Annotated in this window: 19 protein-coding genes; 11 read left to right on the forward strand and 8 right to left on the reverse strand. The window is 63.2% G+C overall.

The features are described from left to right. Positions 1-158 precede the first annotated feature (158 nt). The 11 genes from SM764_RS11855 to SM764_RS11905 all read left to right on the forward strand — a co-directional run bounded on the left by SM764_RS11855 (position 159) and on the right by SM764_RS11905 (position 10,545). The gene (locus SM764_RS11855) at positions 159-608 is read left to right on the forward strand and encodes a paraquat-inducible protein A (protein ID WP_368947460.1); all 450 of its coding nucleotides are present in this window, start codon (positions 159-161) and stop codon (positions 606-608) included. A gap of 275 nt (positions 609-883) precedes the next feature. Continuing rightward, entirely contained in the window at positions 884-2,251 is a 1,368-nt protein-coding gene (gene radA, locus SM764_RS11860; protein WP_065273169.1) for a DNA repair protein RadA, read from the forward strand. Positions 2,252-2,293: 42 nt separating this feature from the next. Continuing rightward, positions 2,294-2,848 (forward strand): CvpA family protein, encoded by a 555-nt coding sequence (locus tag SM764_RS11865; protein WP_065273168.1) that lies wholly within the window; start codon positions 2,294-2,296, stop codon positions 2,846-2,848. 400 nt (positions 2,849-3,248) lie between these two features. Next, on the forward strand, positions 3,249-3,926 hold the full coding sequence (locus SM764_RS11870) for a Hint domain-containing protein (RefSeq protein WP_065273167.1): 678 nt from the start codon (positions 3,249-3,251) through the stop codon (positions 3,924-3,926). A gap of 218 nt (positions 3,927-4,144) precedes the next feature. Beyond that, positions 4,145-5,602, forward strand: a complete 1,458-nt coding sequence (gene purF / locus SM764_RS11875; protein ID WP_370570395.1) for an amidophosphoribosyltransferase — start codon at positions 4,145-4,147, stop codon at positions 5,600-5,602. Between the two features lie 148 nt (positions 5,603-5,750). Next, positions 5,751-6,293 carry a DUF2199 domain-containing protein gene (locus tag SM764_RS11880; RefSeq protein WP_274828742.1) on the forward strand — a complete coding sequence of 181 codons (543 nt, stop codon included), beginning with the start codon at positions 5,751-5,753 and terminating at the stop codon, positions 6,291-6,293. Between the two features lie 121 nt (positions 6,294-6,414). Continuing rightward, on the forward strand, positions 6,415-6,681 hold the full coding sequence (locus tag SM764_RS11885; protein WP_065273165.1) for a hypothetical protein: 267 nt from the start codon (positions 6,415-6,417) through the stop codon (positions 6,679-6,681). Between the two features lie 54 nt (positions 6,682-6,735). Next, positions 6,736-7,386, forward strand: coding sequence for an SDR family NAD(P)-dependent oxidoreductase (locus tag SM764_RS11890; RefSeq protein WP_369001868.1), 651 nt, complete (start codon positions 6,736-6,738; stop codon positions 7,384-7,386). 362 nt (positions 7,387-7,748) lie between these two features. Continuing rightward, a complete protein-coding gene (surE, locus tag SM764_RS11895; RefSeq protein WP_065273164.1) occupies positions 7,749-8,534 on the forward strand; it encodes a 5'/3'-nucleotidase SurE in 786 nt (261 codons plus the stop codon). Then, on the forward strand, positions 8,531-9,178 hold the full coding sequence (locus SM764_RS11900; RefSeq protein ID WP_065273163.1) for a protein-L-isoaspartate(D-aspartate) O-methyltransferase: 648 nt from the start codon (positions 8,531-8,533) through the stop codon (positions 9,176-9,178). Before surE ends, SM764_RS11900 begins: the two co-directional genes overlap by 4 nt. Before the next feature lie 161 nt (positions 9,179-9,339). Continuing rightward, entirely contained in the window at positions 9,340-10,545 is a 1,206-nt protein-coding gene (locus SM764_RS11905) for a peptidoglycan DD-metalloendopeptidase family protein (protein WP_347509988.1), read from the forward strand. A gap of 31 nt (positions 10,546-10,576) precedes the next feature. Here SM764_RS11905 and SM764_RS11910 read toward each other — a convergent pair whose 3' ends face one another. From SM764_RS11910 to SM764_RS11945, 8 genes are all read right to left on the reverse strand, one after another. Then, complete coding sequence (locus SM764_RS11910) at positions 10,577-10,981, reverse strand: GFA family protein (RefSeq protein ID WP_368947466.1); 405 nt, start codon at positions 10,979-10,981, stop codon at positions 10,577-10,579. Between the two features lie 3 nt (positions 10,982-10,984). Continuing rightward, the gene (locus SM764_RS11915; RefSeq protein WP_274831858.1) at positions 10,985-11,827 is read right to left on the reverse strand and encodes an ATP-binding protein; all 843 of its coding nucleotides are present in this window, start codon (positions 11,825-11,827) and stop codon (positions 10,985-10,987) included. A gap of 204 nt (positions 11,828-12,031) precedes the next feature. Further along, positions 12,032-12,484 carry an SRPBCC family protein gene (locus tag SM764_RS11920; protein ID WP_065273159.1) on the reverse strand — a complete coding sequence of 151 codons (453 nt, stop codon included), beginning with the start codon at positions 12,482-12,484 and terminating at the stop codon, positions 12,032-12,034. A gap of 104 nt (positions 12,485-12,588) precedes the next feature. After that, positions 12,589-13,443 (reverse strand): XdhC family protein, encoded by an 855-nt coding sequence (locus tag SM764_RS11925; RefSeq protein ID WP_369001869.1) that lies wholly within the window; start codon positions 13,441-13,443, stop codon positions 12,589-12,591. A gap of 8 nt (positions 13,444-13,451) precedes the next feature. Then, positions 13,452-14,639 (reverse strand): vWA domain-containing protein, encoded by a 1,188-nt coding sequence (locus SM764_RS11930; RefSeq protein ID WP_369001870.1) that lies wholly within the window; start codon positions 14,637-14,639, stop codon positions 13,452-13,454. After that, positions 14,636-15,502: an AAA family ATPase gene (locus SM764_RS11935; protein ID WP_369001871.1), complete on the reverse strand. Its 867-nt coding sequence runs from the start codon at positions 15,500-15,502 to the stop codon at positions 14,636-14,638. The genes SM764_RS11930 and SM764_RS11935 overlap by 4 nt, the downstream gene beginning before the upstream one ends. A 43-nt stretch (positions 15,503-15,545) precedes the next feature. Continuing rightward, positions 15,546-17,960, reverse strand: coding sequence for an aerobic carbon-monoxide dehydrogenase large subunit (locus SM764_RS11940; protein WP_369001872.1), 2,415 nt, complete (start codon positions 17,958-17,960; stop codon positions 15,546-15,548). After that, complete coding sequence (locus tag SM764_RS11945) at positions 17,957-18,448, reverse strand: (2Fe-2S)-binding protein (protein ID WP_369001873.1); 492 nt, start codon at positions 18,446-18,448, stop codon at positions 17,957-17,959. The genes SM764_RS11940 and SM764_RS11945 overlap by 4 nt, the downstream gene beginning before the upstream one ends.

The raw sequence follows: 18,448 nt of genomic DNA on the forward strand, positions 1-18,448 counted from the left end.
GCCTGCCCTTGGGTGGGCGCAATAAGCGTCCTCCCGTGGGGAGGGTCGGGCGCTGGCCGGGCCACAGGTGCCCCGGCCGGGGAACGCTCAACACCTTTCCCCTTCCAAATCGGCGGCAAAGGGCACACATCTAGGCAAAGCCATCGAACCGGACCCACATGATCCTGCGCCTTACCACCCTCTCGCTCTTGATCCTCTACCCCATCGCCTGGTTTGCGCCTCTGATGCGCGCGGGCCTCTTGCCGATGTTTGGCCTATCCGAAATCAGTGTCATCACCGGCCTGCAATCCCTCTGGGGCAGCGACGTGATACTGGCGCTGCTGGTGACCTTCTTTGCCATCTTCGCGCCCTACCTCAAGACCATCGGCCTTGCGCTGGTGCAATGGCACCTGCTCGATCCCCGCGCCCAGCCGGTGCTGCATGTCCTGGGGAAGCTCGCGATGGCCGATATCTTCCTCATCGCGCTCTATATCACCATTGCCAAAGGCATCGGCTATGTCACGATAGAGACCGGCTGGGGCCTCTACATGTTCTCCGCCTGCATCCTCGCCTCCATCGCACTCGGCCTCCTCACCGAACGCCACCTCCGATCAGATCCGGGTCAATGACGGCGCCCCGCGCCGCCTTGCGCAGCAAGGTCGCAGATCGTTGACGCGGATCTGATCACTCACACACTCGAAATCGCGCCTTCAGGGCAGACCTGCCCCTGAAGCGCTTCCCCAGCAAATCTTCCGCGCCGCGACAGCGGCGCCCCCTTACCCAACGGCACCGCTGCCGCGGTGCCCGGCCCAACCGGAGCGGATCCCCAAAGGGGATCGCGCGACGGGCGGGAGCACCGCCTTCCAGGCTTGAACAAACCCTGAACATGAGGCAGAACAGCCGCATGGCAAAATCATCTTCCTTCTCCTGCTCGGCCTGTGGCGCCAGCTTCTCCAAATGGTCCGGCCGCTGCGAAGGCTGCGGCGAATGGAACACCATCACCGAGGACAAGGGCCTCTCTTCCGGCGGCCCGGCCAAGAAATCCCTCGGGATGCGGCGCGGCAGGACCATCCCGCTCACCGATCTCGCGACCGAGGAAACCCCGCCACCACGCAGCCATTCCGGCGTTGGCGAACTCGACCGGGTGCTGGGCGGCGGGCTGGTCGCGGCCTCGGCCATTCTGGTCGGCGGCGATCCCGGCATCGGCAAGTCGACCCTGCTGCTTCAGGCCGCTGCGCGTTTTGCCGAGGCAGGCGTCAAAACCGTCTATGTCAGCGGCGAGGAAGCCAGCGCCCAAGTACGCATGCGCGCGCAGCGGCTTGGCCTTGCACAGGCACCGGTAAAGCTCGCCGCCGAAACCAACCTGCGCGATATCCTGACCACGCTGGAGGCTGAACGTCCGCAGCTCGCCATCATCGATTCCATTCAGACAATGTGGGCCGACCACGTCGACAGCGCGCCGGGTTCGGTCAGCCAGGTCCGCGCCGCCGCGCATGAGCTGACGACCTTTGCCAAATCCAACGGCATCTCGATCATCATGGTCGGCCACGTCACCAAGGAAGGCCAAATCGCCGGTCCCCGCGTTGTCGAACATATGGTCGACACGGTCCTCTATTTCGAAGGTGAGCGCGGCCACCAGTTCCGCATCCTGCGCGCGGTGAAGAACCGCTTTGGCCCCGCGGATGAGATCGGCGTCTTTGAGATGACCGGCGCCGGTCTTTCGGAGGTGATCAACCCCTCGGCGCTGTTCCTCTCCGAACGCGGTCAGCCCTCGCCGGGCTCAGTCGTCTTTGCCGGTATCGAAGGCACCAGGCCGGTTCTGGTGGAACTGCAGGCCCTTGTCGCCCCATCGCCGCATTCGCAGCCGCGTCGCGCCGTGGTGGGCTGGGACTCATCGCGCCTTGCGATGATCCTTGCGGTTCTGGAGGCGCGCTGCGGCATTCCCTTTGCCGGGCTTGATGTCTATCTGAACGTCGCAGGCGGCATGAAAATCTCAGAGCCTGCTGCCGATCTGGCGGTGGCAGCAGCATTGCTAAGCGCCCGCGAGGATACGCCACTTCCCGCCGATACCGCAATATTCGGAGAAATCTCACTATCTGGTGCCCTCAGACCGGCGCCTCAGACCGAAAACCGGTTGAAAGAGGCGCAAAAACTTGGTTTCACCTCAGCCATTGCCCCCGGCGGCGGCAAATCCGTATCCGTGAAAGGCCTTTCCCAGCGCAAGGTCAGTGATCTAACCGGTTTTGTTGGCGAATTCTTCGGGGCCGGCTAAAGTCGCCGAAAGAATTTTACTGCGGGCTAACGGGCGAGGGACATGGAAGGTTTCACCATTATCGACGGGGTCGTGGCCCTGGTCATCATTGTATCGGCATTGCTTGCCTATTCACGCGGCTTGGTACGTGAAGCGATGGCAATCGCCGGCTGGGTTGCCGCGGGCGTGCTGGCCTTCATGTTTGCGCCGCAGGTCGAACCCCTGATGGCGGAAATCCCGGTGCTGGGTGAATTCATCGCCGACAGTTGTGAACTCTCGATCATCGCAGCCTTTGCCGCGGTCTTTGCCCTGGCGCTGATTGTCGCCGCCTTCTTTACTCCGCTCTTTGCCTCGCTGGTACAACGCTCGGCGCTTGGCGGGCTGGATCAGGGGGCTGGCTTCTTCTTCGGGGTGCTGCGCGGCATCCTTTTGGTGGCCATCGCCTTCTTCCTCTACAATGTGGTGATGACCGGTCAAAGCTTTACCATTGTTGACGAAAGCCGCTCTGCCGTGGTGTTCGAACGCATGATCGGTAAGATCGAAGCGCGCAATCCCGAGCAGGCGCTTGGCTGGGTCACTCAGCAGTATGAGGCCCTGATCGGCGCTTGCGAAGGCTGACACGCGGCCATCGCAGCACTGTGAACAGTTTCGAAAGGGCGCCCTATGGGCGTCCTTTTTGCTTTCATATCAAAATCATAACCCCCCAACCCCGCGCAAATTGTGCCCTCACTCCGCGCCGTTGCACGGTTTGCGCGTCGATTCGCGTCTGAACAGGGCGCCTGGAATCACGCCCCAGTCACGTTTTTGAATTTCACCCGCTGACAAGGGTCAAAAGTTAACAAAACCTGTCTCTACACGGGTAAATCGTTAACAATCCCAGCCAAAATCGCCGTTTTGTCCCCAGAAAATCGTTCAAATTCTAAATTGGCCGCACCCTTGCCCCATTTTCGGCCCAATTCGGGGGCCACATAGGATCAACGACAGGCAGAAAGCCACTATCACTCAGAAGGGACACGACATGTTTCTGGATCATTTCAACTCTTTCGCTGACTACCAGCCGGTGGACATGCTGTTGGATTTTCCGATGTTCCAGAGCGCCCCCCTGCAGTACACCCCGGCGCAGAGCCGCAGCGGCGGTTTCCTGCCCTCGACACTGGTTGAAACCGACCGTGGCTTTGTACAGGCCCGCGACGTCAAGCCCGGCGACATGATCTACACCTATGATGGCGGCGCGCAGGAAGTGAAAGACGTGAGCCATGCGGTGCCGCGCCTCACCACCCTGATGCATGTGCCCGCTGGCGCCCTTGGCAATGACACCGACCTTCTTCTGCCCGCCGATCTGACCGTTGCACTGGAACTGGACGCGGCTGAGCGCCTGTTCGGTGTGCCGCTCATCACGGCCAAGCTGATCTCCCTGTCGGGTCACAAAGGCATCAAGGCCGCAGCGCCGGAAAGCATCGGCCGCATTCACATCACCTGCGACGAAGAAGAACTGCTCTGGGCCGAAAGCGGCATGCTGGTTCTGGCTGGTGACGGTGGCCTTGACGGCGCCTTCTGCGAGCTGTCGCTCAGCGAAGTGCGTCAGGTTCTGGCCAGCGAAGACGGCCGCGCCCTGGCCCTGACCGGCATGGGCAGCGAAGACGCACGCTTTCCCGCGCCCTTCGACGATATTTTTTCCCCAGCTCTGGCGGCCTAAAGCGCCTGTGTTACCCCGGCTTACGACCACAGGATGCTGCGGTTTGCCAAGGATGTCGCCCCAGACTTCGCCTTTTATCCGGGCAGTAACCGGGCGCGACAAATAAAGCTTTGCCGAATTCAATTGTGATCCTTTGATGACATCCGCTGCCTAAGGCACTATGTGAGGGCCATCACTCAATCCCGGATTCGGAGCCACACGCCTTGCCGATGCCGCAGATGCCACCCGCACACCCCTTTGATGACGACAAACTCCGCGAAGAATGCGGTGTGTTTGGCGTCGTAGGCGTTCAGGACGCCGCCAATTTTGTCGCCCTCGGCCTGCACGCCCTGCAGCACCGCGGCCAGGAGGCAGGCGGGATCGTCTCCCATGATCCTGTCGAGGGCTTTAACAGCGTGCGCCGCTTTGGCTATGTGCGCGACAACTTCACCTCGCAGGATGTGATGGCCACGGTACCCGGCCCGCTGGCCATCGGCCACGTGCGCTACTCCACCGCCGGCTCCAAAGGCCAGACCGCGATCCGCGACGTGCAGCCCTTCTTTGGCGAATTCGCCATGGGCGGCGCCGCCATTGCCCACAACGGCAATATCACCAATGCCAACGCCCTGCGCCGCGAGCTGATCGAGCGGGGCTCGATCTTCCAAAGCTCCTCGGACAGCGAATGCATCATCCATCTGATGGCGCGCTCCATGGGGCGGTCGATCCCCGACCGCATGGAAGAAGCCCTGCGCAAGGTCGAAGGCGCCTTTTCCGTCGTCGCCATGACCCGCACCAAGCTGATTGGTGTGCGCGACCCGCTGGGCGTGCGCCCGCTGGTCCTCGGCAAGATTGGTGATGGCTACGCGCTCAGCTCGGAAACCTGCGCGCTGGATATCATCGGTGCCGAGTTCATCCGCGAGATCAAACCGGGTGAGATGGTGGTGATCAACGACGAGGGTGTGCAAAGCCACTTCCCCTTCCGTCCCCAGCCGTCGAAGTTCTGCATCTTCGAACATGTCTACTTCTCGCGCCCCGATTCGATTCTCGGTGGCCGCTCGGTCTATGAAACCCGCGAGGCGATTGGGCGGGAACTTGCCAAGGAAAACCCGGTCGACGCCGACCTCGTCTGCCCGGTGCCTGACAGCGGCACACCGGCGGCAATCGGCTATTCGCTGGAATCGGGGATCCCTTATGCGATGGGGATCATCCGCAACCAGTACATGGGCCGGACCTTCATCGAGCCGACCGAACAGATCCGCAACATGGGTGTGCGTCTCAAGCTAAACGTCAACCGCGCCCTGATCGAAGGCAAGCGGGTCATCCTGGTGGACGATTCCGTGGTGCGCGGCACAACATCGCGCAAGATCAAAGAGATGATCCTGGATGCCGGCGCCAAGGAGGTGCACTTCCGCATCGCCTCCCCGCCCACCGCATGGCCCTGTTTCTACGGGGTCGACACCCCGGACCGGGACAAGCTGCTCGCTGCCTCGATGAGCGAGGAACAGATGGCCGAGCACCTGGCCGTGGACAGTCTCAAGTTCATTTCGCTGGATGGTCTGTACCGCGCCGTCGGTCAGTTCCAGGGCCGCGACAAAGCCTGCCCGCAATACTGCGACGCCTGCTTCTCGGGTGAATACCCGGTCACCCCGTCGGATATGATCGACCGGGGGTTTGAAATGAAGCCCGCAGCAGAGTAAGAGAGCCGCGAACAGATATAGGGAGGGCGCTGATCCGTGTGATCGGCGCCCTTTCCTATGGTTCCGGACAACCGTCCGGACGGCACAAGCCGAAGACCACGACCCGAAGACCACGAAAGGCCATTCCTTGGACGCCCATCTTGCCCGAATGCTGACCTCTGCGCGCCAGTGCCGTTGTTGCGGTGCCACCTTTGCGCAATTGCTGAGCCTCAGTTGCGACCGGCCAGACGTGTGCCCCGATGATCTGGTGGTACAGGACAACTCCGCGGTGCTGGAAGAGCGCGGCGATGTGCTGACCGAGGATTTCTGCCGCTATGGCAAACTACGCTTTGTGCGCGCCGTTCTGGCCCTGCCGCTGGCCGACAGCCGTGGCGCAGAATTCCTGCTGGGCACATGGGCCAGCCTCAACGAGGATGACTTTGACGCCTATCTCGACCTGTTCGACATGCGCGAAACCGAAAGCATGGGCAGCCGCCCGGCCTGGCTTGCCAATGCCATTCCGCCCGAAAGCGGCACCCCGGTGGCCTGCATGCTGCATATGCGCCCTGAAGGCGAATACCCCGAACTGCAAGTCTCGGAGTCCAACAACGCCCTGGCCCGGCTGCAGCAGACTGGCGTGCAGCTCGAAGAACTGTTGGAGCTTCTCTACGCCTATGGCCACGACCTGCCCTCTCTCGTCTATGACTCCTGATCCCTGATACCGCCCCGTGGGGCGGCCCGACACCACGACGCGACCATCCGCCGTGACTGGCCCGCTGCCTGGGCCATCCGGGCGGACGACTTCCACCAAGCTTGCAAAGCAAACACTCCGAATGACAAAGACACGTACATCGACACCGGCCCAGGTGGCCGCAACCGCAACGCAGCACGTAGAGGCCCCCGAGGGCCGCATCGCCCTCCTTGGTATTTTCGGCTCCGAAGACAATCTGTCGGCGCTGGTGCAGTTTCCCGGTGGGCGCACCCGCAAGGTGACCACCGGGCAGCGCCTCGGTCGGTCCGAGATCATCGCTATCGACAAGCGCGGCCTGCTGATCCGCTCCGGCAATACCACGGTGCAGATGACCATGCCCGGCAGCTAATCTGCCGCGCATCAGCCCCTTGACCCGATGCCTCAACAGGCCCAAAAGGCGGACATGACACAGAAACTTGCTCTTATCACCGGCGCATCGCGCGGCCTTGGCGCCGCTCTGGCCGAGGCGCTTGCCCCGACGCATCACATCGTTGCCGTGGCCCGCACCACCGGCGCTCTGGAAGAGCTAGACGACCGGATCAAGGCCAAGGGCGGCAGCGCCACGCTGGCGCCGATGGACATCACCGTCCCCGAGGCCATGGCAACCCTCTGCCGCGGCATCCACGACCGTTGGGGCCAGCTGGACCTTTGGCTGCATACCGCCATCCACGCAGCCCCGCTCAGCCCGGCGCCATTTGTAGCGCCCAAGGACTGGGAAAAATCAGTTGCGGTGAACGCTACCGCAACCTCGGTGCTGATCCCCTATGTGGCGCCACTGCTGGGACAGACCGGGCGGGCGGTATTCTTTGACGATCCGCGCGGTGGCGTGAAATTCTTTGGCGCCTATGGCGCAACCAAGACCGCGCAGATGGCGCTGGCACGCAGTTGGCAGGCCGAAAGCGTCAAAACTGGTCCGCGGGTCGAGATCTTGCAGCCGCAGCCGATGCCCACCGCCCTGCGCGCACGTTTCTTCCCCGGTGAAGATCGCGAGGCGCTGACACCAGTACAGGATGAGGCCGCGCGCCTGCTGCCCCTGATCCTGAACGACGACTAAGCGACAGCATCAGCGGGAACCAGCCAAATCGCGGCTCCCGCCCCCGCTCTCTCATATCACAGATATACGGATCGGCGTTGGGCCGGGCGCCGCGCCTGCGCCGCGGCGTGGTTACGCCTTATCCCGTCCGCTCCTCCTGCCCCGCAGGCGTCAGCCTGCCCGGCCCAACTGTGCGGAGGCATTCGCAGGATGGACCCAAAGCAGGCGGGAGCCATCCCGGGTGCTGGTGAAACCTGACCTAGCCTGTGGCAAGCTGTGGCGCCTTTGCCCCGTTCCTCACTTCGCGCGCAGGCCTTCCGTGAAAGACTTGCCCCCTCATTCCCCACGTCCTATTCAGATCAAGACCAAGACAGGGGAACGTGATGCGCATTCTGGTTACCAACGACGACGGGATCAACGCTCCGGGGCTGACGGTTCTGGAAGCCATTGCGCATGAGGTTGCCGGACCAGATGGGGAAGTCTGGACCGTTGCCCCCGCGTTCGAGCAATCCGGCGTCGGCCACTGCATCAGCTACACCCGCCCCTCGATGCTAAGCCAGCTGGGCGAGCGCCGCTTTGCCACCGAAGGCTCTCCCGCCGACTGCGTACTGGCTGGCGTGCACGTGGCGATGGAAGATGTGATGCCGGATCTGGTCCTGTCGGGCATCAACCGCGGCAACAATTCCGCCGAGAACGCGCTTTATTCCGGCACCCTTGGCGGAGCGATGGAAGCAGCCTTGCAGGGCATTCCGGCGATGGCGCTGTCGCAGTATTTCGGGCCGCACAACGCGCAGCTCGACAATCCTTTCGAAGCCTCTGCCGAACATGGCGCCGCGCTGATCCGCGACATTCTGAAGGCCAGCCCGCAGGAGCCCACCGAAGGCTACCGGCTGTTTTACAACATCAACTTCCCGCCAGTGCCCGCCGCCGCCGTCAAGGGGGCCCGCGCCGTGGCCCAGGGTATGCGCCATGGCACGCGGTTTTCCGCCCAGGAGCAGCAATCGCCGAACGGGCGGCGCTACGTCTGGATCAAGGGCGGTGATCAGCACGTGCACACCGCGCCGGACACCGATGCTTCGGTCAATTTGGACGGCTATATCTCGGTCACCCCTATGCGCGCGGACCTGACCGCCCATGACGCCCTCCACGCGCTCAAGGTTCTGGAATGACCGCACCCGATCCTGAAACCAAGATGCAGTTCCTTTTTGCGCTCCGCTCGCGCGGGGTCACCGATAGTCAGGTCCTTGAGGCCATGGAACAGATCGACCGTGGCCCTTTTGTGCGCGGGATCTTTGCCGAACGCGCCTATGAGGACATGCCTCTGCCGATCGCCTGCGGCCAGACGATTTCGCAGCCGTCGGTTGTTGGACTGATGACGCAGGCGGCGCAGATTTCGCCGCGCGACACGGTTTTGGAGGTCGGTACCGGCTCTGGTTATCAGGCTGCAATCCTGTCGAAACTGGCGCGCCGGGTCTATACCATCGACCGCCACGCCCGGCTGGTGCGTGAGGCCCGGGCCCTGTTTGATGCGCTGCACCTGCCCAATATCACCTCGCTGGTGGGCGACGGCAGCCACGGTCTGCCGGATCAGGCGCCGTTTGACCGCATCATCGTCACCGCCGCCGCCGAGGATCCGCCCGGCCCGCTGCTGGCGCAACTGAAACCCGGTGGCATCATGATCGTTCCGGTGGGCCAGTCGGACACGGTGCAAACGCTGATCCGGGTGCGCAAGTCCGAAACCGGCCTTGAATATGACGAATTGCGCCCGGTTCGCTTCGTGCCCCTTCTTGAGGGCCTGGGAAAAGACACGTAGATAGGGGAAAAGCCACCGCATCAGGGCAATGTCTCCTTTCCCGGACCCTGCTCTGTCGCAGTGAACAACAAAAGACGCCGACGTTGCGGCCCTGCCCGGAGCTTCCTGATCCGAACCGGCACGGGCGCCAGCTCCAAATGACGTGTTCCGAGGAGAGCGAGATGACACAGAACGCCCCCATCCTGTCCCGACGCGTGGCAAAGACCCTGGCGATATTGCCAGTCGCTGCCCTACTTGCCGCCTGTGATGGGCCGCTGGATTATGACCTGAGGGGGCAGATCGGCGCCTTCAACACCACTTCAGCAGCCAAAAGCGCCACCAGCGACCGCCCGGCTCCGGATGCGCGCGGGTTGATCACCTATCCCTCCTATCAAGTGGCCGTCGCCCAGCGCGGCGATACGGTGGCTGATGTGGCAACCCGGATCGGCCTGCCCAGCGGTGAAGTGGCACGCTTCAACGGCATGCAGCCCGGCGATACCCTGCGCAAGGGCGAGGTTCTGGCCTTGCCGCGCCGCGCGCCCGATGCGCCGGTAACGGCAGGAACCGCCCAGCCCGGCGGCGTCGACATCGCCTCGCTGGCTGGACAGGCCATCGACCAGGCCCCCGAAACATCGCCCAACCCCGGATCGGTCACCACGACCGAGCTGAAACCGACGCCCCGCCCGGCCCCGACCGAGGTGCAGGACGGCCCCGAGCCGGTGCGTCACAAGGTGGTGCGCGGTGAAACCGCCTATACGATCTCGCGCCTCTATCAGGTGCCGGTCAAGGCGCTGGCCGAATGGAACGGTCTGGGCAGTGATTTCTCCATCCGCGAAGGTCAGTATCTGCTGATCCCGCTGAAGGATCAGAGCGCGCCGACACAGCCTGCCGCAGAAACCACCCTGCCCGGCGCAGGCAGCGCCACGCCAACACCGCCGAGCGCCACCAAACCGCTACCGGATGAGGATATCGCCCCGGCTGCGGAAGAGGTCGCCCCGCTGCCCAAGGTCGAGGTGCCGGAGCCGACGCGCAAGAATGACGCCGCCATGGCCTATCCCCTGCAGGGCAAGATCATCTCGACCTATTCCAAAGGGCGCAACGAAGGCATCGATATCGCCGGGGCGCCGGGCGCTGCGGTCATGGCTGCAGATGCCGGTACCGTCGCCGCGATCACCAAGGATTCAAAGAACATCCCGATCATCGTGGTGCGTCACTCCAACAAGCTGCTGACGCTTTATGTGAATGTCACGGATATCTCGGTGAAGAAGGGCGACAAGGTCACCCGTGGCCAGCCCATTGCCAAACTGCGCGATGGCGACGATGCCTTCCTGCATTTCGAGGTCCGCAATGGCTATGAAAGCCTGGATCCGCTGCCCTATCTGAACTGACTCTTGTCCCGCGGCGTCAGCCCCTGCGCGGTCAGTCTTCGTCGGACTGACCGCCCTCCCGGTTACCCGCGAAGTGCTGCATCTGCGCAAACTCAGGCAGCCAGCTTTCCCGGCGCCGGGTCCAGAGCTCATACTCCGGCACCAGTTGGTCTGGCGCGTCCAGCGCGCCGAGATGCAGCTCAATCTCATCATCCGTGCGGGCAAAGACAGATGAGCCGCAGCGCGGGCAGAAATGGCGCCCCTCATAGGCGCCGGTCTCTCCGTTGACAGACACCGCTTCTTCAGGAAACACGGCGGCTGCATAGAACAGCGCGCCGTGGTGTTTGCGGCAATCAAGGCAATGGCAGATCCCCACCCGGCGCGGCCTGCCCCGCGCGGTGATACGTACCGCGCCGCACAGGCACCCGGCGGAAAACTCTGCCTGCGCCTCTGCCACGGCTCAGCTCAGCGTGACGCCATGACGCCCGGCCAGATCGGTGAAATACTGCCAGGCCACCCGCCCCGAGCGCGCCCCGCGCGTCGCCTGCCATTCGATGGCTTCGGCGCGGATCACCTCGGGATCGGCGGTAACACCGTAGGCGGTGCAGTAGCCTTCGATCATCTCCAAGTATTCATCCTGATCACACGGGTGGAAGCCCAACCACAGTCCGAACCGGTCGCTGAGCGAGACCTTTTCCTCCACCGCTTCGGAGGGGTTGATGGCGCTGGAGCGTTCGTTTTCGATCATGTCGCGCGGCATCAGGTGACGCCGGTTCGAGGTGGCGTAGAACACCACATTCTCCGGGCGCCCTTCGATACCGCCATCCAGCACAGCCTTCAGGCTTTTGTAGTGCTGGTCATCATGGCTGAACGACAGATCATCGCAGAACAGCACAAAACGTTTCGAGGAGCCGCGCAGATGGTTCAACAGCCGCGCCACCGAGGGCAGATCCTCGCGCTGCAGTTCCACCAGTTTCAGATCCGGGTGTTCCGCAACAAGGCTGCCGTGTATCGCTTTGACAAGGCTTGATTTCCCCATGCCCCGCGCGCCCCACAACAAGGCGTTGTTGGCGGCGGACCCTTCGGCGAAACGGCGAGTGTTTTCCAGCAGCGTATCGCGCGAACGGTTGATCCCCACCAGAAGATCCAGATCGACGCGGTTCACCGTTTCGACCGGCGCCAGACGGTCCGGTGCCACGTGCCAGACAAAGGCCGGAGCCGCATCGAAATCAGGGGCCGCCAGCGGTGCGGGCGACATCCGCTCCAAAGCCTCGGCAATGCGCGTCAATGCATCCTCGTTCATCGGGTCCTCCGTCATTTTGTTGCGCATGACAAACCATGTTCCGACCCTAGCAACAAGATGCTTTGCCGGGGAGCGGCGCAGCAAAGGGGGCGACACATGCGCGCCGCCCCCTCTCTTCTCTCGGTTCTGGTGCCCATGTCGGGCTACTTACCTGCTGGCACTCTACCTCTTGCTCGCCCTGCCTCTTGCCGGACAACCGGTGTTTCAGGCCGCCTCGGCTTTTTCCATTTCCTCGGAAAAACTCTTGAAGAACTTGGCAGCCAGCTTCTTGGCCGTGCTCTGAATCAGGCGACTGCCGAGCTGTGCCAGCTTGCCGCCGATATCGGCCTTGGCGGTATAGGTCAGCAGGGTGCCGCCATCCTGTTCGGTCAGCACCACCTCGGCACCGCCCTTGGCAAAGCCCGCCGCGCCGCCATTGCCCTGACCTGTCAGTGAGAACCGCTCGGGCGGGGCATCGGGAGAGAGGGTCACTTGCCCTGAGAACTTCGCCTTCACCGGGCCGATTTTCAGCACCACCTTGGCTTCCAGCTCGGTGTCGGAATGTTTGATCAGCTCCTCGCAGCCGGGGATCGCCTTTTGCAGTACCTCCGGGTCGTTGAGGGCCGCGTAAACCTCGTCTCGCGGGGCGTTGATGAAGATTTCGTCGCTCAGTTCCATGCTCGTTTTCCTTCTAGCAACAGGGGAATTTGACGGAGGCCAGAACCTTGGCCTGCGCATCACTCAATTCGGGGAAAATACGCCACCATAGGCTGCGGATCAGATCACGCATCTGCTGCCTCCCCGCGCTGAAGCGCCCGGCGGCGTTGCACTAGTTCGGCAAGGATCGACAGCGCGATCTCATCCGGGGTGATGGCGTGGATATCAACGCCTGCGGGCGCCTTTACGCTGGCAAGAGCCTCAGGCGACACACCCTTGTCCTGAAGACGATGCGACAGGGTGGCAAACTTGCGGCGGCTACCAACAAAGCCGATATAGCGCGCCTTTTGCATGAGCGCCTGGCGGAGCGCCGCCTCGTCCCCGCGCCCCTGGGTTGCGACCACCACAAAGGGCGCGCTGTCCCAGATTGGGTGTTCGTCGAAATGCTCCACCACCCGGTCGGGCATGGGCAGGTCCACATCCTGCGGCCCCGGCAGGCATAATGTGCGGTCGAATTCGAACCGCGCCGACAGCTCCACCAGCGCCTGCGCCACCGGGCCGGAGCCGCAGACCACCAACGCAGGCAGCGGCAGCACGGGTTCCACGAAAATGTCCAGCACACCCTTACTGGGGCAGCCGTTCCGGGCGTATTTGATGCCGTCGCGTTCCTCGCCTGCGCTGACGCCCGCCTCTGCGAGCAATTCTTCCGGTCCAATCGACAGAAGCTGCGGCGCGCCACTCTCGATTGCCTCGCGCGCGGCGCGGCCCACGGCGCCGCGCACGCAGCCCCCGCCTAAGAAACCGACGACGATCTCGCCCCGCGCATCTATCAGCGCCTTGGCGCCCGGCTTGGCCGAGGTCGCCGCCACGGTCCGCACCACGGTCGCCATGGCAAAGGGTTCGCCGGCGCTGCGCCGTGCCTCGGTTTCGCGGGCCAGATCCTGTTCCAGGCGTGGTCCCAGTGATGAATGTCCTGCCATGATGAAACTCATATCGCCCCCAGTTTTTGATCGAGGCTGGCCAGTGCCTCCAGCGTGTTGGCCGCATCGAACAGATCCAAATACGGCAGTGCTGCCGCCATGCCGCGCGCAATCGGCTCGTAGCCCTTCCAGCCCTTCAGCGGGTTGAGCCAGACGATCCGGCAGCCACGCCGCTTCAGCGCCTCCAGCGCCGATGCGATGTGTTCGGGCGGGTCGCTGTCGTAGCCATCCGACAGGATGATCACCACTGATCGCCCATCCACGAACCGGCGTGCATAGGTCGCCGCGAAATGTTCCAGCGCGCCGCCGATGCAGCTGCCGCCGCCGATGCCCTCGGCCATCAGCGTCACCCGGTTGAGCGCGCGCATCGGGTCCTCTTCGCGCAAAGCCTCGGCAATGCGCACAAGACGGGTGTGAAAGAGATAGGCGTCTGCATTTGCATCGGCCCGCATCAGCCCCGCCAGAAAGGCCAGAAAGGGGCGCGCATAGACGAGCATCGAGCCAGACATGTCACACAGGGCAACGATCTTCACGGGGCGGTCGGGACGGGTGCGCCGGGCCAGCCTGAGGGGCACGCCACCGGTGGCCACCGCCTTGCGGATGGTGCGGCGGAAATCCACCGCCCTGCCCCGCCGCGCCGCCTTGCGCCTGCGGGAGCGTTTGTCACGCAAGGCCTGCCCCAGCCGCAGGGCAACCGCTTCGGCCCTGCGGATGTCTTCAGGATCCACAAGATCGCGCAGATCCTTCTTCATCAGGTTCTTCACATCCGAGGCGACCAGCCGCCCCAAGCCGTCGCTTTCCGCCTCGCCACCGCCGCTGCCGCCGGGGGCGTGGATTGTGCCTGCACCCTCTGTCTCTGTCTCGCCCGCGTCCTTGCGGGAGGAGCGCATGTCCTCATTCTTGTGTGTCTTGTCGGTGGACACGGTCTTCTGCCGCACGCGGCCCGCATCCATCCAGAAACTGTCAAAGAGCGCATCAAAGCGTTCCACATCCTCGGCGCGGCCTGCGCAGACGGCACGCAGGGCGGCGCGGGCCTGTGCCGGGTTTGCCGCCTCTACCGCACCGAGGGCCGCCAGCGCGGTGCCGGTTTCGGCCACGCCCAGCGCAAAGCCATGGGCACGCAGATGCGCCATGAAGCCCGCAACCCGCGCAGCCGGACCGGGATCGCGGCCCGCAAATTTGGTGACCCGGCTCATGCGGCGCGCCCCGCAAGCCGCTGGGCGACCTCTGCCGGAACCGCGCTGCGGTCGGCCTCGGTTTTCAGCAAGGTTGCCATGGCCGCCATCAGGGCGGCTGGGTCTTCGGTGAGGTCACCAACCCCAAGCCCAGCAAGGGCGGCTGCGAAATCCAGCATCTCGGCCACGCCGGGTTTCTTCACCAGATCTTCCTTGCGCAGGTCCTGCACAAAGCCGACGATCTGCCCCGCCAACTGGGCGCTAAGACCCGGACAGCGGGCGTCCAGAATGGCGAGTTCGGTCTTGCGGTCGGGATAATCCACATGCGCGTACAGACAACGCCGCCGCAGCGCGTCCGACAGATCGCGGGTGCCATTGGCCGTCAGGATCACCAACGGGCGGCTTTTGGCCGTGATGGTGCCAAGCTCCGGCACGGTGATCTGGAAATCGGCGAGCACCTCCAACAGGTAAGCCTCGAATTCCTCATCGGCGCGGTCGATTTCGTCAATCAGCAGCACCGGGGGAATGTCCTGGCGGATCGCCTGCAACAGCGGGCGTTCGAGCAGGTAGTCTTCGGAGAAGATCTGCGCCTCGGCCTCCTTGCCTGTCTTGCCGGAGGCCTGGATCGCCAGCAGCTGACGCTGGTAATTCCATTCATAGATCGCCTGTGCGGCATCCAGCCCTTCATAGCACTGTAGCCGGATCAGCCGGGTGTCGCGGGCGGTGGCCAGGGCGCGGGCGACCTCGGTCTTGCCGACACCGGCAGCCCCTTCCAGGAGCAGCGGGCGGCCCAGTGTCACCGCCAGATGCAGCGCCATCGCCAGATCATCGGAGGCGACATAGCCCTGGGCACCAAGGTCTTTCTGAAGGTCGAGATAGGTCATGATTGCAACAGGAGGGCCGCCGAAACGGCCCCCCGTTCTCCCTTTATCCGTGCAGGCCCAGATCGCTCGCGATCTTCCAGATCCGCCAGTGATCGTGGGGCATGTGGCTTTGGCGAAGACCAAAGGCACGGAAGGCGTCATGCACCGCGTTGGAGAAGGCCGGAACACCGCCGACGTTGGGGCTTTCGCCCACCCCCTTGGCGCCGATCGGGTGATGCGGGCTGGGGGTTTCGGTGTGATCGGTGGTGTAATGCGGCGTCTCAACGGCAGTCGGGATGAAGAAATCCATCAGCGTGCCGGTCTTGCAGTTGCCCATATCGTCATAGGCGATCTCTTGCCCCATGGCGATGGCGAGCGCCTCTGTGAGGCCCCCATGCACCTGCCCTTCGATGACCATCGGGTTGATCCGGGTGCCGCAATCGTCCAGCGCGTAGAACTGGCGGATTTCATGCTCACCGGTGTCAACGTCCACCTCCATGACGCAGATATAGGCGCCAAAGGGATAGGTCATGTTTGGCGGATCATAATAGCTCACCGCCTCAAGCCCCGGCTCAACGCCCGGGATGGCCTGGTTGTAGGCGGCATAGGCGATGTCCTTCATGGTCTTGAACCGCTCGGGCGCGCCCTTGACCAAGAACCGGTCCACGTCCCATTCCAGATCGTTGTCATGCACCTCCAAGAGGTAAGCCGCGATCATCTGCGCCTTGGCGCGGATCTTGCGCCCCGCCATGGCAGTGGCAGCACCGGCAACGGGTGTGGAGCGCGAGCCGTAGGTGCCCAGACCGTAAGGCGCGGTGTCGGTGTCGCCTTCCTCGATGGTGATGCTGTCAGCCGAGAGACCGATTTCAGACGCAAGGATCTGCGCGAAGGTGGTCGCATGACCCTGCCCCTGGCTGATGGTGCCAAGGCGCGCGATGGCCGAGCCGGTTGGGTGAATGCGGATCTCGCAGCTATCAAACATCCCCATGCCAAGGATATCGCAGTTCTTCACCGGACCCGCGCCGACTATCTCGGTAAAGTGCGTCAGACCAATGCCCAGAAGCTTGCGCGTCTTTCCGGCCTTGAAGTCCTCCACCCGCTGCGCTTGCTCGGCGCGCAGATCGTCATAACCTACAGCGGCCAGCGCCTTGTCCCAGGCGGTGTGGTAATCGCCCGAGTCATATTCCCAACCCAGCGCGGACTGATAGGGGAACTGATCGGCCTTGATGAAGTTGATGCGGCGCAGTTCGGCTGCGTCCATGTTCAATTCCATCGCCAGGACTTCGATCATGCGTTCAATGAAATATGCAGCCTCCGTCACCCGGAAGGAGCAGCGATAGGCCACGCCTCCCGGCGCCTTGTTGGTATAGACGCCATCAACGCCCACATAGGCGACCGGAATGTCATAAGATCCGGTGCAGATGTGGAAGAAACCAGCCGGGAATTTGGTCGGGTCGGCGCAGGCATCGAACGCGCCGTGGTCGGCGGTCACATGGCAGTGCAGCCCGGTGATCTTGCCCTTCTTCGTGGCGCTGATCTTGCCCTTCATCCAGTAATCGCGGGCAAAGGCGGTGGCCATCAGGTTTTCCATCCGGTCCTCGATCCACTTCACCGGCTGGCCGGTGACGATGGTCGCAACGATAGAGCAGACATAGCCCGGATAGACGCCGACCTTGTTGCCGAAGCCACCGCCAATATCGGGCGAGATCACGCGGATGTTGTGTTCCTCGATACCCGACAGGATCGAGGCCACGGTGCGCACCACATGCGGCGCCTGGAAGGTGCCCCAGAGGGTCAGTTTGCCGTTGATCTTGTCCATGCTGGCGACCGAGCCGCAGGGCTCCAGCGGGCACGGGTGGGTGCGGTGGTAATAGACCATCTCTTCGGCGACCACTTCGGCCTCGTCGATCGCCTGCTCGGTGGCCTCCTTGTCGCCCTCTTCCCAGAGGAAGATGTGGTTGTGATGGCGGCGGGGGCCATGGGCGCCCTCTTTTTCGTCCTTGATGTCTTCGCGCAGGACGACATCGGATTGCAGCGCCTCAAAGGGGTCCACCAGAACCGGAAGTTCTTCGTATTCCACCTCGACCAGCTCTACGGCGTCGGCGGCGATATAGCGGTCCTTGGCGACGACGAATGCGACCTCCTGCCCTTGGAACAGCACCTTGCCATCGGCCAGCACCATCTGCTTGTCGCCCGCAAGGGTGGGCATCCAGTGCAGGGCCAGCGGTTCAAGATCCTTGGCGGTCAGCACCGCAACCACGCCATCCAGCGCCATGGCGGCATCGATATTGATCGATTTCACCCGCGCATGGGCATAGGGCGAGCGCACGAAATCCCCGTGCAGCATGCCCGGCAGATTGACGTCATCGACGTAGTTGCCCTTGCCCTGGGTGAACCGGGCATCCTCGACCCGCTTGCGCGAGCAGCCCATGCCCTTGAGATTGTCGATCCGTTCTTGACGGTCCTCCAGATCCTTCATTGTGCGGCCTCCTTGGATGCGTTGAGTTCGGCCGCAGCGGCGAGGATCGCCTTGACGATGTTCTGATAGCCGGTGCAGCGGCAAAGGTTGCCTGCGATGCCGAAACGGACCTCTTCCTCGGTTGGGTTGGGGTTTTCCTGAAGCAGACGATAGGCCCGCGTGATCATGCCGGGGGTGCAGAAACCGCACTGAAGCCCGTGATGTTCGCGGAACATTTCCTGCAGGATGTGCATGCCATCGGGGCTTGCGATGCCTTCGATGGTGGTGATCTCGGCGCCATCGGCTTGTGCTGCGAACATGGTGCAGGATTTCACCGACTTGCCGTCGATATCCACGGTGCAGGCACCGCAATGCGAGGTTTCACAGCCCACATGCGGGCCAGTGAGGTTCAGCCTCTCGCGCAGGGTGTGCACCAGAAGTTCGCGCGGCTCGGCGGCGACCTCGTGCTTTTCGCCGTTCACCGTCAGGGTGATGATTTGTTTTCCCAT

Source organism: Pseudophaeobacter sp. 1A16562 (assembly GCF_041008785.1).
GTDB lineage: Bacteria > Pseudomonadota > Alphaproteobacteria > Rhodobacterales > Rhodobacteraceae > Phycobacter > Phycobacter gallaeciensis_A.

Excerpts from the sequence above, each read along its gene's own strand:
- SM764_RS11945 (WP_369001873.1), bottom strand. The coding sequence starts at position 18,448 with ATGGGAAAACAAATCATCACCCTGACGGTGAACGGCGAAAAGCACGAG.
- SM764_RS11935 (WP_369001871.1), bottom strand. The coding sequence starts at position 15,502 with ATGACCTATCTCGACCTTCAGAAAGACCTTGGTGCCCAGGGCTATGTC.
- SM764_RS11880 (WP_274828742.1), top strand. The coding sequence starts at position 5,751 with ATGCTGACCTCTGCGCGCCAGTGCCGTTGTTGCGGTGCCACCTTTGCG.
- purF (WP_370570395.1), top strand. The coding sequence starts at position 4,145 with ATGCCACCCGCACACCCCTTTGATGACGACAAACTCCGCGAAGAATGC.
- SM764_RS11890 (WP_369001868.1), top strand. The coding sequence starts at position 6,736 with ATGACACAGAAACTTGCTCTTATCACCGGCGCATCGCGCGGCCTTGGC.
- SM764_RS11930 (WP_369001870.1), bottom strand. The coding sequence starts at position 14,639 with ATGAGCCGGGTCACCAAATTTGCGGGCCGCGATCCCGGTCCGGCTGCG.
- SM764_RS11940 (WP_369001872.1), bottom strand. The coding sequence starts at position 17,960 with ATGAAGGATCTGGAGGACCGTCAAGAACGGATCGACAATCTCAAGGGC.
- SM764_RS11915 (WP_274831858.1), bottom strand. The coding sequence starts at position 11,827 with ATGAACGAGGATGCATTGACGCGCATTGCCGAGGCTTTGGAGCGGATG.
- SM764_RS11885 (WP_065273165.1), top strand. The coding sequence starts at position 6,415 with ATGACAAAGACACGTACATCGACACCGGCCCAGGTGGCCGCAACCGCA.
- SM764_RS11865 (WP_065273168.1), top strand. The coding sequence starts at position 2,294 with ATGGAAGGTTTCACCATTATCGACGGGGTCGTGGCCCTGGTCATCATT.
- SM764_RS11855 (WP_368947460.1), top strand. The coding sequence starts at position 159 with ATGATCCTGCGCCTTACCACCCTCTCGCTCTTGATCCTCTACCCCATC.
- SM764_RS11870 (WP_065273167.1), top strand. The coding sequence starts at position 3,249 with ATGTTTCTGGATCATTTCAACTCTTTCGCTGACTACCAGCCGGTGGAC.
- SM764_RS11920 (WP_065273159.1), bottom strand. The coding sequence starts at position 12,484 with ATGGAACTGAGCGACGAAATCTTCATCAACGCCCCGCGAGACGAGGTT.
- SM764_RS11900 (WP_065273163.1), top strand. The coding sequence starts at position 8,531 with ATGACCGCACCCGATCCTGAAACCAAGATGCAGTTCCTTTTTGCGCTC.
- SM764_RS11905 (WP_347509988.1), top strand. The coding sequence starts at position 9,340 with ATGACACAGAACGCCCCCATCCTGTCCCGACGCGTGGCAAAGACCCTG.
- radA (WP_065273169.1), top strand. The coding sequence starts at position 884 with ATGGCAAAATCATCTTCCTTCTCCTGCTCGGCCTGTGGCGCCAGCTTC.
- SM764_RS11925 (WP_369001869.1), bottom strand. The coding sequence starts at position 13,443 with ATGGCAGGACATTCATCACTGGGACCACGCCTGGAACAGGATCTGGCC.
- surE (WP_065273164.1), top strand. The coding sequence starts at position 7,749 with ATGCGCATTCTGGTTACCAACGACGACGGGATCAACGCTCCGGGGCTG.